We start from the raw sequence: 14,498 nt of genomic DNA, 5'->3' as shown, positions 1-14,498 counted from the left end.
TGCGCAGAAGTCACTGATGGGTGTTCAGGCCATCAGCAAAGAAAGTATGGACGGTTGATTCAACAAAATCAACTCAAGAGAAAGGCCTCCGAAGAGGCCTGTTTGTTATGCGTCGAATGGGTTAGGCATTATGTGATACCACTGATGGCGAACTGAGTGGGCAGGCGACACCGATAGGATGCTTACCATTGCAGATAAAGCACCGCATCTCGCTAAGCACCTGAGGAGAGGTAGTGATCGTCTTCGGAGGATTACCCTCGCTCAATGCATCCCGGAACGCGACCGCTACAACCTTCCCGCCCAAAGCTTCCATATGGGCATGTACTGGCGGCTCCTTGCCGTCTTCGAACTCAATGACGAAAGTAAACTTGCCCATCACCTCACCTCCTGCTGCGGTGCTGCTGGCAGCGGCATCCAGTGGGTCACTCCATAACCATCCTCAAGCGGGAACACATTCACGGTCGCATTACCTCGCCTGAATGTTGAGCCGGTAAACTGGGCATCGTGGATGCTTGGTGGAACAGTATCAGAATTGAAATTTATGAAAATAAGCACCCTATCATTCTTAGTCGGCATCCGATCACTGCACGGAATCCACCCCTGTACAGGCTCAGCACCCTGAAGAATGGCGGCGCGGCAGGCGTTCCATCCGACAGCTTTTCCGTGTTCAAACGCGCTGTCAAAGTCATCATCCATTTCCATCGCATCAGGTACAGATACCGGCGCTGGCGGGGCGGTGTAAAACTTCGTGCCAAGCGGCAACCGTTTCATCTTGCTAGCTCCCTTAATAATTCGGTGAGTTGATGCTCCACCGAGGTCTACCGTGCCGTCCATAACCAGTCCATCACGCTGCTCGGAAACCTCACCCACAGGCTCCGCTTCGAGCGATGCCAGCGCGATACGCGCATTATTAATCAGGAGGCTATCAGCAGGAGATAAAACAACATGAGCGTTACCCTCCGCATCAATTTCAGAATTCGTAATTTTTCTGAACAGCTTTGCCAGTTCTTTGGTAATAGTGCTCATGGGTTCACCTTCCTGAAGCTGCGTCTGATGTCATAATCCGCATAACACCGAGATGGCTGAGTAGCATCAGCCTGGTAGACAAGCACAAAACTTTTCCCATCTTTAGAGATGTATTCGATGATGAATTTGTTTCCGGTGTGGACGCTTTCGATAATGTCACCCTGCTTCATGCTCACTCTCCTTTACCGGCTGCGGCGGCCGGCATATCGCACATGTTTGTCGGATGCGGGTTTTCGCGAATAATTCGAGCCATTCGTGCCGCCGGGGTTTCTGTCTCTTCGTTGAATTCACGAATTACAGCCGCCAGTTTGTCGGCGTCAGCGGATGAAATATCACCATCGATAAACATAACTGGCTTACCCTGCGTCGCCTCCAGCTCCGCAATGCGCTTGTCTTTGGCTTCCAGCTCATCCAGCAGCGCCAGCACGGTGGACGGGGTTAGAGCCTCATTGAATTCATCGCGATCATAACCCCAACTATCGGATTCTGCTCTCTCCGCCGCTTCACGCAGCACCTGTTTGTCGATGTTGCTCATTGGGCGGCTCCTTCTGCTTTCTTCTCGTCAACGCTCCAGGCTGTAGCCAGTGCTCCAGTCACCTGCATAAACGAGTGCTTTACTTTCACCGAGAAAGTTTCTCCTGTGGCCGATACCGTTTCGATGGTGGTCAGCTCGCCGCCGCTTTCGAAATCAGGGTAGAACTGCGTTACCAGGTTACTTTCAACAATCACTGAGCCGTCCGGCGTGTGCATTTTCAGTTTCATACCCCTACCCTCCCCCAAACCATCAATACCCTTCTCATCGCCGGACTGTTCCGGCACTCCTGAAATATTCCGTTGGTGCAGCTGCGCGCGGTGCCATCCTGTTCTTCCGGCGTCGCCAGGCGATAAGTCACCGTTCGCCAGACCTTGCTCACGCGCACAATCTTGCGGGCCCGCTCCAGATCGATAGCGTTCTTCGTGATGCAGTTGATGGTCATGCCGCACTCTGTGGCCACATCCTTCGCGGTGAAGGTCCGGTGCGTTTCGAGATAACGCAGAATTGCCTGTTTGCCTTTCATCAGTAGCCCCCTTTCTTTTTCGGCTGCTGCTCGCGCCCGCGGCGTTCTGCGGCGGCGGCCTGCTGGTCTGTGTCGTAAATTGCACCGTTTATCTGATTGCAATAAACCGTTCCGGTACTGCCGTGGCGGTTGAGTCGCAGGATTAACTCGGTTTCTCCCGGCGGCACGCTGTCATCGAAAGCACCTTCCCGGTGGATACCAACCCAGTAGTCGCAGTCCTGCTCAATCTGCCCTGTGTCGCGGGAATCGCTCGGCAGCGGGCGTTTATTCACTCGCTTCTCCAGTTCGCGGTTGAGCTGGGTCAGCAGCACGACGACGCAGCCAAGCTCTTTGGCGAGGTTCTTCAGACCTTTGGTGATCATCCCGTAGGCCAGGTCATTACGGTCGGCCTTTTCGGCGGTCATCAGAGTCAGGTAGTCAACCAGGATCATGCCTACGCAGCCCTTCTCGCGTTTGATTCGGCGGCTTTCGCTAACGATGTGCGCCAGTGACAGGCCCGGGGTGTCGTCGATGTACAGCATGTCGATTTCACTCAGTCTCCCGGCTGTGGCGATCGCCTTCTTAAAGTCACCGTCGTAGTCTCCCTGGTACTGGTCGTCGGCGTCATCCGTGGCGGGCATGTAAAAAATGCTCGGGTTAATGCCGGACTTCTGACCAACCAACTTTTCAAGGATCTGATCGCCTGGCATTTCAAGGCTGAACATCAGCGCTGGCTTTTTCTCACGAACTGCGCAGTTGATCGCCATCTGCCCGTACAGGGTGGTGTTGTGGGTCACGATATAGTCATCTGTGACATAGAGGTGCCGGGGGTGAGACACCATAATGCAAAGGCACTCTTCCGGATCAATCTCGATAACTGATTTAATCCCAATACCACGGTTTCCAAGACGGTTCACACCAAGGTTTGCACGGATCCTCGGTGACTTAATGTGTTCAAGAATTTCATCAGGCAGCTTCATGCTGACCATTTGCGCATCTAAGCCCTGAAGAGCTTCTCCCTTGTAGGTGTATGAAATATCGGTGCGCGTTGTTTCCCTGGCTGTTCCACCGAGAGAATGAACAAGCTTTACCACCCCTTGCGAAAGCTTCTTGCTGGCCGAAGAGAATCTAATGCAGCCGAATTTTTCAACCCAGCCATCAGTCTCGAGCAGTCCAACCAATACGCCGATCCGCGTGGCTTTTCCTGCACTGAAAATAGACTCTGGGATTTCTTTATCCTGCGCAGTTTTCCCCACCAAGCCGTACTCTCTCAATCTCTCAAGGAGAGGGTTTTTACACCCACGATGATGCGTTACCGTGTAATCATTCCCGCCAACATGGCGGAGGTTCAGTGGAAATACGCTGGCCGCCATGCGAGACAGAACGTAGTCTTCTGAGTTAGTGAATTTGACGCTTTTGGTTAAAGAACCATCGCCAAGGAGAGCACCTAACACCCACCCGTCGACGTGATCGGTTGATGAGCCAAAATCACCTGACAGCGATGGAATGCGCAGCCTTCCTTGATACCTAACCCTCTGAAGCATCGCTTCTAACTTTTCCGTATCCACTACACGATCACCTTCAAATTTCGACGAGCTTATCTCCCAAAGGTGAGAGTCGGCCGCCTTAACGGTGCGCCCATCCTCAAAAGTGACTTGATACATTTTGCGGACTCCCTGAGGAAATACCCCAGTAACCATTGAGGCGTGGCCATCAACAGATGCAACTTGTTGACCCACTTTGATTTCCCCATGCGTTGTCCAAGACCCGTCCTGCAAAAGAATTTTTGCGTCCAAGGCCATTGCTTTCCCCATCTTTGGCCTTGCGCCAATTACGAACAGAGACCCTTTAACCAGACCTTTCGGCGCCAGCAGTCGGTCGAGCGACGGGATACCGGTACTCATTCCGCGCTGTTCGCCTGAAGGGTCAAATCGTTTCTCCAGATCCGCTACCCAGTCATCCATAACCTCGCCGAATGAACGCAAACCACGGCGGCTGCCGGTTTTTGAATGGTCTGCGAGCTGGGTGAAAATACCCTGAATGGCCTCGTACTTCTGCGTAGCGCTCATGCCGTTGCGGGAATACAGCAGCTCAGTAGCTTCGGTCAGACGGTTGATGCCATAGCGCTCCATTGCGGCTTCCCGGACTGATGCTGCGTATGCCACGATGTTCGCAGCGCTTGGAGTGTTCTTGGCGATCTCCGCCAGGTAAGCAAAGCCACCTACCTGCTCCGCGAGCCCTTTGCCTTCAAGCGCGTCGAACAGTGTCAGACCATCGACTGGCTTGTTGTCGCGGAACATCTGGCGCATCTCGGCAAAGATCAGCTGGTGAGGTCGGCTGTAGAACGACTCAGGCTTGAGCATCGCCATAACCTTCTGGACTCGCTCGCTGTTGTCATCGTCCAGCAGGAGTCCGCCGATGACGCTCTGCTCTGCTTCGAGGTTTTGTGGTAAAGCCATGAATTCAGCGGTCATCACGATCCCCCTCGCGCACTTCGATGTAGAGCTTTTCGGTCAGGAACTTATCGAATTTCATGCGGCGCCAGGTCTTCCCGGATTTCTGGTCTGGTCGGTCTTCAAGCATCCAGCGGCAGTTCTGAGCGATGTAGCGCAGATAGCTTCTGAACCCGTCCATATCCATCGGCTTGCCGTCCAGGTTGCGGGCAATTTTGTTAGCCTTACCCCAGAAGGTGCGGATCAGATTGCGTCGCTCATCAGTGAGGCATCTCCATCCCCGTGCTTCAGGCAGTTCGTCTTTCAGGCATTGCCATACTTCATCGCATGACAAACGTGACTTTTTCTCTTCAGCGGGTTTCTGGTCATTTGCGACATACTTACTACCGTTAGGTAGTAAGTTATTTAATATATTGTTATCTGTGGACACTGGCTGGACATCGGCTGGACACTCCCCCACCGCAGGCATTGGTACGACTGCTCTTGGGCTGGACACTGGCTGGACATCGGCTGGACAAAAATTTGACTGATATTCGTCATATTTGACCACTTTTAGAACAGTAAAACGGTTGTTCGATTTGGTGGTGATCATGCCCAGGTTCTGGAATTTACGGAGCAGTGATTTAACGCGATCAGCGGTCAACCCCGTTTCCATTGCCAGTGTGTTACGACCGGTAATGAACTCTCCGCGTTCGCAGATCACATCGCCAACATCAGTCGAAACCATTGTCTGTTCGTGATTAGCACGCAGGAGCAGGTGAACCCATAAATGAGCCGCCTCAGCGTCCTTGTAGAACGGCACATCCATAATTTTACGGTGCAGCAAGGCAAACCCCTTACCGTCATTCGTGCGCGGTTTCTGGAGCCTTCTGGCCTCTCTGGCTTCGGCTAAATTGGATACGTTACCCACGGCCACTCTCCTTACGTTTCAGTTCTTCCAGGATGGCGCGCATCTTCTCTGCCACAATCGGATTAACCGAGCGGATGAAGCGGTCGCGGGTTATGTTTTTATGTACAGCGGTATGGTAATAGCGTGGATTTTTTGCCATTATTCCTCCTGCAACTACTCTCGTTTTTGCGCCTGAAAGCCGTTGGTGTTCCAGCACCGCGGCTTTTCCCCTTTCTACGTTCATGCTTCAAAATCCCCCTTCACTCCATCCCTGTTCGAAATCAGGATGGCCAGCAGCAGCGACATGTTCGGTACCAGGTTCTCCCGCCACCGGCTGACAGTGGATTTGTTGACCCCGATAACCTCGGCGATACGGGTTGTTCCCAGCTCTGCAATCTGACGGTGTAACCAGCTCTCGATTCGTCGCGCCTCCGCTTTGTTGCGTGTAATTGATTTTTCCATTTGTGATAATTCCTGTGATTTATGGTTAGGGCCGCCTGTCAGGCGGCATGTGAATCTTGTTTAATTCGGTCAGGATTAGCTGCTTGACGGAGCCATTCAGCCGTAAACTGCCCCCTTGATGCGTCAGCCAAAAGCTGCGAATAGTTGGTTTTCTCTGTGTACTCAGTACGAGGCAGCGCCGCGTTCTTCACCCACTTGTGAATAGCAACATTCGATAGGCCACACAGGCGCGCAGCAGCGGTTTGACCACCTACAGCTTCGATTGCAAATTGCATTGGGTTCATAGTGTTTTCCGTTAACTATATTAACTACGGGTTAAGGTTATATCTTAACTGACAGTTATGTCAACTCTAATCGATAATTAACGAATGGTTAAAAAAGACGATTTAAAAGAAGAATTTTCTAAGAGACTTCGCGCTGCATTGCTTGATGCTGGCGTGGGTGGTCGTGGGCAGGCGGGCAGGATCAGAGAGGCTATGAAGTCCCAAGGGATTGCTGTATCTGAGCCAGGGATCTGGAAGTGGCTTAACGCATCAGCAATACCAGACCAAACCAATATCCTAGCCCTTAGCCGTTGGCTTGGGGTTAGGCCTGACTGGCTGGAATATGGAAGAAATGAGCCTGAACCTGAGATCCTTAGGGAATCATCCATCCCGCCAGAGTCTGAGTGGGGAACTGTCGATGCCTGGGACAAAAACACACCGCTACCTGCGGACGAGGTTGAAGTGCCTTACCTCAAGGATATTGAATTTGCATGTGGCGATGGCCGCGTTCAATGCGAGGATCATAATGGCTTTAAGCTGAGGTTCTCCAAGTCAACACTACGCAGAGTAGGGGCAAACACCGACGGTTCTGGAGTTCTCTGCTTCCCGGCCACAGGTGACAGCATGGAGCCGATCATTCCCGATGGCACTACGGTAGCCGTAGACACGAACAACAAGCGCATAGTTGACGGTAAGCTGTATGCCATTGGTCAGGCAGACGGCGGTAGCGGGCAGCTCAAGCGCATTAAGCAGCTATACCGGAAGCCGGGCGGCAAGCTAATCATTCGCAGCTACAACGGCGACGCATATCCGGATGAAGAAGCTGACATTGATGATGTTGAGATAATCGGTCGCATATTCTGGTACTCGGTGTTGCTGTAAAGACGAAGATGCGGCTGGTTTAGCCGATGAGTGAACTGAACGATCAAATGACAATGAATTGAGGATGCAGTTATGGATGACGGGGTATTACAAGATATAAAGATATCACTAAGATATGACGGTAAGGACGCTGAAAACCATGAAATTGATCTCAATTGCCTTGGGGAGTCTCTAAAGGGATTCTCTAAAGTTTTATCTACAGCAGCATCATTTTCAGCCACTCAGAAATACAGCAAAATATCCACATATCAAGACGTTAAGGTATATGCGAGAGAGGCAAGGGCAAATTGCTTCACTTTAGAAGCTGCGCTAAATTTCGTTACTCAGAATCAGTTGTTCTCAGGGATCGCCGCAACTATACTGGGTGCGATACTTCAATATATATTTGCGAGAAATTCGAACAAGAAAGATGAAATGAAAGCTCTACAGCAGGTTCTCGAAAAGGCCATAGAGGCGCTAGGTAACAAGGACTCTGGAACCATCGATAAGTTAATCTCAGTGATTGATAAGATGGCTGTAGAACTTCGCCCCGCAGTTCGGCAGGCCGTTTCTCCGATTGGAAACACATGTGATCAAATCAGCATTTCCACTAACAAAGATGGGTGTCTTTTAAAGGTGGACGCGGCGGATAAAGAGCAGATAGACAAGCTTGAAGATGATGAGGTTGTAGGATTAAGAGAGTATCGAGCTTACCTTACGGAGTTTGACGCACAGAATATGACAGCAAAGATCATACTTGAAGGAGATGATTCGAAGAAGAGAATAACTTCTGAAATCAGTGATCCTGCTGCAAGCAAAAAGAACAACCCCTACCTCAATGCCCTTAGCGCCTATATCTCAACGAAGGGCGACATATCATCCATATTCACAATAACTGCAAAGGCCACTGTGAAAAAAGGGCAAATAAATAGGCTATTTATAGTGGATGCCAAATAGTATTTTTCACCACCACCCGGCCACTGCGCCGGGTTTTTATTTACCCTTCCGCACCAACTCCGCAGCATCCCTGTTAACTCCCTTGCCGATCACGTTTCCAGTTTCCTTCCGGTACTGTTCAAGTTTTTCAATGATAGCCTCCTGCGTCACAGGCAGATCCGCCAGCGATAACTCCATCACCGCGCGCCCGGCGGCATGAGCCATCATGTTCACTTTTTCTTCATCCAAGTCCATAACCCACTCCTTTTTGATGTTTTTTGCAGCATATCACGTTACGTAAAAACACATAACAAAACTAAATTAACCAACAAATCATAACCTTAGTAACCAACACCCAAATAATTAACCACTGGTTATTGACTGAAAATAACCACTAGTTAATAATCAACCCATCGAAACGAAACATCGACAGCTGAGCGAAGTTAGCCAGCGGCGGACAGCAAGTCGCCTGCTTTTTAACAACATGCAAAGTCGGAACAGCACTCGGTAATCCTGTTTAGACCCCAACGCACAAAATGCGGCGTATCACCGGCGGCGAACCGGTCGGTGAGAAGGCTACCCCCTCGCGAGAGCGATAAAGGCGTGGGAACGGGCAACACTGGCGGGATGAGAGGTGCGAAGCGCAAAGATTTACCAGCATCTCTTTACGAGGGGCTGATGGTAAATAACCAGAGGAGTGTGTATGGCAGATAAAAAAACGGCGCCACTACTGCTTAATGTAGACGCCAGTGAGGTTCTCACTCAGTTCGGGGAGCTTTTAAAGTTACTTGAACTTCCAGCCAGTTCCTTTCAGGGAATTCCTGAGCATGTCGTCGATCTGTTTTTTGACCGTGTCCGTGGCCTGATTGACAACATCGTCCTTAGTGATTTCTCGACCACAGTCAGCACAACTGACGCCGGTGAAATTTGTCTCAAAGTCAAAATCATCGGGCTGGTTGAACATCTCACTTCCGCAGTCAGGGCACACGGTCCGCATGGTTTGCATGAATATATCCTTTCTACTGTTGGGGAGATTAAAGAGTAAGCGATTTCTTGCTGTTGGGGAATAGCGGGAAAGCGCGCGCCGGGCGCGGATAAATACCCCGGCACTAACTGGAATGTTTTGGGGTGTGGTGGCGGTGTCCTCAAGCGAGGTGCAACGCTAGCAGTGTGATAAGACCTGAAAACCGGCTGGGCAGATAGTTGTTTGCCAATACAGAAAACAGGGCGTCAGGAAGTAAGTGAGAGTGGCGACTCAGTGCCAGTCCACCACACCGACCAAAGCATTTCTCCCGCATCAGCGGGTAACGACAGAGGGTAAGGCGATGAAAAGCAGTTTATTAACAAGTGAGATTGAAAAAGATAAGGCTAATGAGATTAGCGAAATCATCTTCCAGGCATTGCAGGAAATCGACCCAGCAGAGTTTAAAGATGAGGACTCTGGTGGCACAGAGAGGGCATCAGGCCTTGCTGATCAAATTTCAGAACGCCTTGTACTCAAGGGCGCATCTATCAACTAACCCGCTCAGGCGGGTTTTTTATCGGCCATACATAGGCAGATTTTCGAGTCTGCCCATTTATGACAACCGGCGGCCATCCACCGCCCATTGAAACACTGAATAAATGCGTTGAAGTCTTGTATTAACCGTTCCGTTCGCCGCGATAAGGCCAAGAGGATTTATGAGCACTGTAAAGATGATTGGCGCCAGTCCACTAACTGGAACAATTTTCGAAGGACGAATTAACCCAGTCAAAAGCTGCTGGGTTGGAAAGAAATCAGATGTTACCGATATGGTTCTGAGAGCTACCGCTGACCACCTCTACGTTGTGAAAAAGGAATATGCGTTCCCGTTACGAGACGGAAAGGTGGCTGTGTTGAGCATGCATATTTTCGATGAATTGCCAGAGCGCTTCATTGGTGGCACGGAGCATGGCGAATGATGACAGTCACCCACAACGGCAAGCAGTACACCGCCAAAAAGCTCAACGACAACGAGTGGCAACTCTCATCAGTCGATAAACCTCGCGAGAAAATCACAATGAACCGCTGGCAGATGGATTTCGCCGGTTTATTGCAGCAGGTGGAGGGTAAATCATGATTAATCACAACATGCTCAGAGCAGCGCAGAGCAAAGCGGTAATCGCTCGTTACCTGGGTGATGGCTCTATGTGGATGTCAGCCTACAACGATATGAAGGCGGCAATTGGTTTTCCGTGGTACAGGAAGTGAATTATGAGCGAATTTAAAGGAACTCCGGGTCCGTGGAAATACACAGTCAGAAATGTGAATGAAATGATGACTACATTTCACGGAGTGGCTATAGGCGAAACGTACATTGAATCCGCAACCAGAAACGAACGAGAGGATGCGCAATTAATATCAGCGGCACCTGAATTACTGGAGGCTCTGCAAGACTTCATGGCTGAATCGGCAGGAAATGCTAAATCATGCGGCCACGATTTTGAATGTATTTGCCGCTTCGATAAAGCCCGCGCCGCCATCGCCAAAGCGCTCGGTAAGTAAACCACACCAAACACCCATTACCCCTACTCGTCCGGCCTTTCGCAGACGGGAAGCGCACAACCAAATTTCAGGAGAGACCATGAGTGAAGTAACGGATTTAGTCGTTATCGAAAAATCTAGTGCAATGGCTGTATTCACCACCAAAGAGCAGCTCGATCCAATCATTGAAAAAATTGAGAAAGAAGCTCGCAGCCTGGTTCCGGATGTATCCACCAAGAAAGGTCGTGATGCTATCGCATCTATGGCGCATAAGGTTGCCCGTTCCAAAACCTACATCGACAACGCCGGCAAGGATCTGGTTGCTGAGCTTAAAGCCCTGCCGAAGCAGATCGACGAAAGCCGCCGCATTGTGCGTGAGCGGCTGGACGCGCTGAAGGATGAAGTACGGCGCCCACTCACCGAATGGGAAGCCGAGCAGGAACGCATTAAGGCTGAAGAAGCCATGAACGCGCTGCACGCCGAAGCGCTGGAAATGAACATCAAGTTCGATCAAGAGCTGGCGGCCAAGTTCGAAGCAGACCACGAAATGGCTCTGTTGATGAACAAGGATTACGACCGCGACCGCGAAGAGCAGCGCCGCCAGGCGGAACAGGCACAGCGTGAGCACGAAGAGCGCATTAAGCGTGAAGCGGCAGAACAAGCCCGCCGTGATGCCGAAGCTAAGCACAAAGCAGAGATTGAAGCCGCAGCGCGCCGTGAAGCTGAAGAGAAAGCTCGCGCTGAGCTGGCGGAACGCCAGCGCATCGAAGCGGAACAGCGGGCGGCGCGTGAAAAGCAAGAAGCGGAAGCACGGGCGGAACGCGAAAAGGCCGCGGCGGTTGAAGCTGAGCGTCTAAAGGCAAAGCAGGCAGAAGCAGCCCGCCTGGCAGAAGAGAAGCGAATCGCCGATGAGCAGGCAAAACGTGAAGCTGACGTGAAGCACCGAAAGACGGTCGGTACCAACATTGTTAACGCGCTCACCAGCCACACCAGCTTAACCAGCGAACAGGCTATCGAAGTGCTCACCGCTCTGAAAGATGACCTGATCCCCTGCGCGAAAATTCATTACTGAGGTGAATCATGAATATTACATGCGAGTGCATAGACATGCGCACATCCGTCGGCCCCCACAACACTATCAAAGTAGAGATGGAAGGCGTTGTGCTGGCCGGTACCGTTAAAACCCGTGACGTACTACCCCAACTCGACGGCGCAGAAGTCATCGAATGGCTGGCTGAGCAGGGTTACGTCATCACTCATCAGGAGCGTGCAGCATGACGGCAGCAGAACGGTGGGATGAAGAGTCGTTCCTTCGCCTTATGCGCGACGTGATACCAGAAAAGCCAGAAAACGACGACGAGCCAGTTAACCTGGCCGCCGAGCGGCAGAACCCGGTCATTAGCTGGGATGAATTTGCGGGGAATTACACATGAACCTTGATGAATTAGATGCGCCATTTGCCAGCGAGGATATTGAATGGCGCATTCAGCAGGCGGGAAAAAACAATAACGGCATCTGGGCAAAGGTGCTGGCCTACGTCACCAACCGCGCAATCATGAAGCGGCTGGATGAAGTATGCGGCAAGGCTGGCTGGCGTAACGAATATCGCGATATTCCGAACAATGGCGGCGTTGAGTGCGGCATTTCCATCAAGGTTGACGGCGAGTGGATCACCAAGTGGGATGCGGCAGAAAACACACAGGTTGAAGCTGTGAAAGGTGGTCGCTCTGGCGCCATGAAGCGCGCCGCCGTGCAATGGGGGATCGGTCGTTACCTCTACAACCTGGAAGAAGGGTTCGCAGTGGTTTCAGCAACGCGCGCGCCCGGGTTCCAGTACGCCAAATCAAAAGAGGTTGGTGTTTTCTACTGGAAGGCGCCCGCTCTACCGGGATGGGCATTGCCTTCAGGAACACCAATCGAGCAGGGCCAGCAACCGCATGATGGTCACCAGCAGCGAGATCAGGCACCACAGTCCGTAGATGCGGACAAAATCCTCGACGAATTCTCGGCATACGCTGGCTCTGAAAACGATATCGATCGGCTTAAGCATCGCTATGAAGACACATGGAAATTACTGAACGGCTTTGCTGAGCACCAGAACAAATGCAAAGACGTTACTGGCATTCGACTCAAAGAACTTAAACAGGCGGCGTAAATGGCTAGCAAAGGCGTAAACAAAGTGATCCTCGTAGGCAACCTCGGGCAAGACCCCGAGGTCCGTTATCTTCCGTCCGGCGGCGCAGTGTGTAGCGTGACGCTGGCAACTTCGGAGTCATGGCGAGATAAAGCCACCGGCGAGCTTAAAGAGCAAACGGAATGGCACCGCGTCGTTCTGTTCGGAAAGTTGGCTGAAGTGGCCGGAGAATACCTGCGCAAAGGCTCTCAGGTCTATATCGAGGGCCAGCTGCGCACCCGCAAATGGACAGATCAGGCAGGCACGGAGAAGTACACCACAGAGGTTGTTGTAAACGTCGGCGGCACCATGCAAATGCTCGGTGGTCGTCAGGGTGGTGGTGCACCAGCAAGTGCTGGCCAGCAGAATGGTAACCAGCCGCAACATAGTAGTGGACAGCGTCAGCAACAACAGCGACCGCAACATGGTGGTGAACCAGGAGGATGGGGAACCCCACAGCAAGCGCAGGGACAGCAAGATGCCCCAATGGACTTTGACGACGACATACCCTTTTGAAGCATCTCCCGGCCAGGAGAAACCAATGAACAAATTTACCCCCGAGTATCGAAAATATCTTCTCCGGCCAATCCCTGACCGGAAGCTTTCACCCTCTGAGCTAGCAGATCGCAAAGAGCTTTACCAAATCATCCAGCAAGAAAGAGCCAACGACGATTCACCCCCTGCCCCATCCAATTACACGCCAGCCGACCCATATCTCAACGACAACCGCAAAGGCCTCGGCGGCGCTTCAAGGAGTGACTAATGACTCACGCTCACGACGATATCAGGGTTGGTAATCTGAGCCTTCCCTTCATTGGTAAAGGCTGGCTAATGCCATGGGGTGAAGTGGTCAGCAATCCATTAAAGGCGCAGCGGCTCGGTGAGGAATATCGGGAAAGACAGGAGGCGGCATGACAGCGAAATACTCACTTCTGTATGTCGATCCCCCTTGGTCTTACGGCAACACCATCAGCAACGGCGCCGCTGCCGATCACTACTCCACCATGAAGCTGATTGACATCAAGCGCCTGCCGGTTTGGGAACTTGCTGCCGAAAACTCGGTGCTGGCGATGTGGTACACCGGCACGCATAACCAGGAGGCTATCGAACTGGCCGAAGCATGGGGCTTTACCATTCGCACGATGAAGGGATTTACCTGGGTGAAGCTGAATCAGAACGCCGAGCTGCGCATCAACAAGGCGCTGGCCGAGGGTGAAGTCACCGACTTTTACGACTTCCTCGATCTGCTAAACGCCGAGACGCGCATGAACGGCGGCAATCACACCCGGGCCAACACCGAAGACCTGTTGATTGCCACCCGCGGCGCCGGGCTGGAACGTAAGCACGCCGGAATTAAGCAGGTGGTATACAGCCCGCTCGGCGCACACAGCGAAAAGCCGTGGGAAGTTCGGCACCGGCTGGAGCTGCTTTACGGCGCTGTGCCTCGCATTGAGCTGTTCAGCCGCAGCGCGGCACCAGGCTGGCACCACTGGGGAAACCAGTGCGACACCGCCGCTGTAGAACTGCTGCCCGGCTGCGCCATCAATGTTGTGAAAACGGAGGCCGCATGACGCCAGAAACAGACAACGTCATCCGATCCGCCTGCCGCCGCTGCACCGAGGAAATCCAGCAGGCCATGCGCAAGAAGCCAAAGCCTAACTGGAACGAAACGGTTCCTCCCATCATCAACAAGCATCACAAGAAAATTGAAGCTCTGGGAGTTAGCCTCCTGGAGTTCGTCGTATACACAGGTCGGCTTAATCGCCGCTTCGGAGTTGAATCGTGACCAAATATCCAAGGGTTGGCAGCGTGTCAGCCAAAAGCAAAAACACCTCCGCTAAATGCAAATGCGGTGCAGTGGCGAAGCATAAAACGACCGTGGAAGTGAATATTTT

27 protein-coding genes and 3 pseudogenes are annotated in these 14,498 nt (G+C 51.9%); 17 read left to right on the top strand and 13 right to left on the bottom strand.

Annotated features, from left to right (window positions below):
• Positions 1-121 precede the first annotated feature (121 nt).
• The 12 genes and pseudogenes from LBF07_RS21585 to LBF07_RS21530 form a co-directional block, all read right to left on the bottom strand.
• Complete coding sequence (locus LBF07_RS21585) at positions 122-376, bottom strand: hypothetical protein (protein WP_063139440.1); 255 nt, start codon at positions 374-376, stop codon at positions 122-124.
• Complete coding sequence (locus LBF07_RS21580) at positions 376-1,026, bottom strand: DUF551 domain-containing protein (RefSeq protein ID WP_224435069.1); 651 nt, start codon at positions 1,024-1,026, stop codon at positions 376-378. Before LBF07_RS21580 ends, LBF07_RS21585 begins: the two co-directional genes overlap by 1 nt.
• A 172-nt stretch (positions 1,027-1,198) precedes the next feature.
• On the bottom strand, positions 1,199-1,561 hold the full coding sequence (locus LBF07_RS21575) for an ead/Ea22-like family protein (RefSeq protein WP_224435068.1): 363 nt from the start codon (positions 1,559-1,561) through the stop codon (positions 1,199-1,201).
• Positions 1,558-1,788 (bottom strand): hypothetical protein, encoded by a 231-nt coding sequence (locus LBF07_RS21570; RefSeq protein ID WP_023299831.1) that lies wholly within the window; start codon positions 1,786-1,788, stop codon positions 1,558-1,560. The genes LBF07_RS21575 and LBF07_RS21570 overlap by 4 nt, the downstream gene beginning before the upstream one ends.
• On the bottom strand, positions 1,785-2,084 hold the full coding sequence (locus LBF07_RS21565; RefSeq protein WP_023311412.1) for a hypothetical protein: 300 nt from the start codon (positions 2,082-2,084) through the stop codon (positions 1,785-1,787). The genes LBF07_RS21570 and LBF07_RS21565 overlap by 4 nt, the downstream gene beginning before the upstream one ends.
• A pseudogene (locus LBF07_RS21560) lies at positions 2,084-2,848 on the bottom strand (DnaB-like helicase C-terminal domain-containing protein); the annotation flags it as partial. The gene LBF07_RS21565 and the pseudogene LBF07_RS21560, both read right to left, overlap by 1 nt.
• Positions 2,849-3,166: 318 nt before the next feature.
• Positions 3,167-3,436, bottom strand: a pseudogene (locus LBF07_RS21555) (DNA helicase); the annotation flags it as partial.
• A 432-nt stretch (positions 3,437-3,868) separates the two neighbouring features.
• A pseudogene (locus LBF07_RS21550) lies at positions 3,869-4,537 on the bottom strand (DnaB-like helicase N-terminal domain-containing protein); the annotation flags it as partial.
• The gene (locus LBF07_RS21545; protein ID WP_224435067.1) at positions 4,527-5,426 is read right to left on the bottom strand and encodes a DNA replication protein; all 900 of its coding nucleotides are present in this window, start codon (positions 5,424-5,426) and stop codon (positions 4,527-4,529) included. The gene LBF07_RS21545 and the pseudogene LBF07_RS21550, both read right to left, overlap by 11 nt.
• Positions 5,419-5,565: a hypothetical protein gene (locus LBF07_RS21540; RefSeq protein ID WP_015571544.1), complete on the bottom strand. Its 147-nt coding sequence runs from the start codon at positions 5,563-5,565 to the stop codon at positions 5,419-5,421. The genes LBF07_RS21545 and LBF07_RS21540 overlap by 8 nt, the downstream gene beginning before the upstream one ends.
• An 80-nt stretch (positions 5,566-5,645) precedes the next feature.
• Positions 5,646-5,867, bottom strand: a complete 222-nt coding sequence (locus LBF07_RS21535) for a CII family transcriptional regulator (RefSeq protein WP_058660818.1) — start codon at positions 5,865-5,867, stop codon at positions 5,646-5,648.
• 38 nt (positions 5,868-5,905) lie between these two features.
• Positions 5,906-6,151, bottom strand: a complete 246-nt coding sequence (locus LBF07_RS21530) for a hypothetical protein (protein ID WP_045354765.1) — start codon at positions 6,149-6,151, stop codon at positions 5,906-5,908.
• Positions 6,152-6,235: 84 nt separating this feature from the next.
• Between LBF07_RS21530 and LBF07_RS21525 the strand changes: the two genes are divergently transcribed.
• Positions 6,236-7,012 carry a helix-turn-helix transcriptional regulator gene (locus tag LBF07_RS21525; RefSeq protein WP_063851391.1) on the top strand — a complete coding sequence of 259 codons (777 nt, stop codon included), beginning with the start codon at positions 6,236-6,238 and terminating at the stop codon, positions 7,010-7,012.
• Positions 7,013-7,084: 72 nt separating this feature from the next.
• Positions 7,085-7,948, top strand: coding sequence for a hypothetical protein (locus tag LBF07_RS21520; protein ID WP_059444909.1), 864 nt, complete (start codon positions 7,085-7,087; stop codon positions 7,946-7,948).
• 36 nt (positions 7,949-7,984) lie between these two features.
• Here the strand turns inward: LBF07_RS21520 and LBF07_RS21515 are convergent, their stop codons facing one another.
• Complete coding sequence (locus tag LBF07_RS21515) at positions 7,985-8,182, bottom strand: hypothetical protein (RefSeq protein ID WP_224435066.1); 198 nt, start codon at positions 8,180-8,182, stop codon at positions 7,985-7,987.
• A gap of 448 nt (positions 8,183-8,630) precedes the next feature.
• Here LBF07_RS21515 and LBF07_RS21510 point away from each other — a divergent pair, with 448 nt between their 5' ends.
• From LBF07_RS21510 to LBF07_RS21440, 15 genes are all read left to right on the top strand, one after another.
• Complete coding sequence (locus tag LBF07_RS21510; protein ID WP_047721654.1) at positions 8,631-8,972, top strand: hypothetical protein; 342 nt, start codon at positions 8,631-8,633, stop codon at positions 8,970-8,972.
• A gap of 280 nt (positions 8,973-9,252) precedes the next feature.
• Positions 9,253-9,447 (top strand): hypothetical protein, encoded by a 195-nt coding sequence (locus tag LBF07_RS21505; protein ID WP_224435065.1) that lies wholly within the window; start codon positions 9,253-9,255, stop codon positions 9,445-9,447.
• A gap of 160 nt (positions 9,448-9,607) precedes the next feature.
• Positions 9,608-9,868: a hypothetical protein gene (locus LBF07_RS21500; protein WP_206461938.1), complete on the top strand. Its 261-nt coding sequence runs from the start codon at positions 9,608-9,610 to the stop codon at positions 9,866-9,868.
• Positions 9,865-10,026, top strand: coding sequence for a hypothetical protein (locus LBF07_RS21495; RefSeq protein WP_206461960.1), 162 nt, complete (start codon positions 9,865-9,867; stop codon positions 10,024-10,026). Before LBF07_RS21500 ends, LBF07_RS21495 begins: the two co-directional genes overlap by 4 nt.
• Before the next feature lie 11 nt (positions 10,027-10,037).
• On the top strand, positions 10,038-10,157 hold the full coding sequence (locus LBF07_RS21490; RefSeq protein WP_370642523.1) for a host cell division inhibitory peptide Kil: 120 nt from the start codon (positions 10,038-10,040) through the stop codon (positions 10,155-10,157).
• Between the two features lie 3 nt (positions 10,158-10,160).
• Positions 10,161-10,451: a hypothetical protein gene (locus tag LBF07_RS21485; protein ID WP_206461937.1), complete on the top strand. Its 291-nt coding sequence runs from the start codon at positions 10,161-10,163 to the stop codon at positions 10,449-10,451.
• 79 nt (positions 10,452-10,530) lie between these two features.
• Complete coding sequence (locus LBF07_RS21480; RefSeq protein WP_224435064.1) at positions 10,531-11,502, top strand: hypothetical protein; 972 nt, start codon at positions 10,531-10,533, stop codon at positions 11,500-11,502.
• An 8-nt stretch (positions 11,503-11,510) separates the two neighbouring features.
• Positions 11,511-11,708, top strand: coding sequence for a thioredoxin reductase (locus tag LBF07_RS21475; protein ID WP_224435063.1), 198 nt, complete (start codon positions 11,511-11,513; stop codon positions 11,706-11,708).
• Positions 11,705-11,863, top strand: a complete 159-nt coding sequence (locus LBF07_RS21470; RefSeq protein ID WP_159427221.1) for a hypothetical protein — start codon at positions 11,705-11,707, stop codon at positions 11,861-11,863. Before LBF07_RS21475 ends, LBF07_RS21470 begins: the two co-directional genes overlap by 4 nt.
• A complete protein-coding gene (locus LBF07_RS21465) occupies positions 11,860-12,585 on the top strand; it encodes a Rad52/Rad22 family DNA repair protein (protein WP_224435062.1) in 726 nt (241 codons plus the stop codon). Before LBF07_RS21470 ends, LBF07_RS21465 begins: the two co-directional genes overlap by 4 nt.
• Entirely contained in the window at positions 12,586-13,119 is a 534-nt protein-coding gene (locus LBF07_RS21460; protein WP_224435061.1) for a single-stranded DNA-binding protein, read from the top strand.
• Positions 13,120-13,144: 25 nt separating this feature from the next.
• Positions 13,145-13,366 carry a hypothetical protein gene (locus LBF07_RS21455; protein ID WP_094934657.1) on the top strand — a complete coding sequence of 74 codons (222 nt, stop codon included), beginning with the start codon at positions 13,145-13,147 and terminating at the stop codon, positions 13,364-13,366.
• The gene (locus LBF07_RS21450) at positions 13,366-13,518 is read left to right on the top strand and encodes a DUF1317 family protein (RefSeq protein ID WP_129719539.1); all 153 of its coding nucleotides are present in this window, start codon (positions 13,366-13,368) and stop codon (positions 13,516-13,518) included. The genes LBF07_RS21455 and LBF07_RS21450 overlap by 1 nt, the downstream gene beginning before the upstream one ends.
• Complete coding sequence (locus tag LBF07_RS21445) at positions 13,515-14,174, top strand: MT-A70 family methyltransferase (RefSeq protein ID WP_129719541.1); 660 nt, start codon at positions 13,515-13,517, stop codon at positions 14,172-14,174. Before LBF07_RS21450 ends, LBF07_RS21445 begins: the two co-directional genes overlap by 4 nt.
• A complete protein-coding gene (locus tag LBF07_RS21440; protein WP_187170805.1) occupies positions 14,171-14,389 on the top strand; it encodes a hypothetical protein in 219 nt (72 codons plus the stop codon). The genes LBF07_RS21445 and LBF07_RS21440 overlap by 4 nt, the downstream gene beginning before the upstream one ends.
• Positions 14,390-14,498: the final 109 nt, after the last annotated feature.

Source organism: Enterobacter cloacae complex sp. ECL352 (genome assembly GCF_020149545.1).
GTDB classification, from domain to species: Bacteria; Pseudomonadota; Gammaproteobacteria; order Enterobacterales; family Enterobacteriaceae; genus Enterobacter; species Enterobacter asburiae_B.
This window is presented reverse-complemented; position numbering and strand designations above follow the sequence as displayed.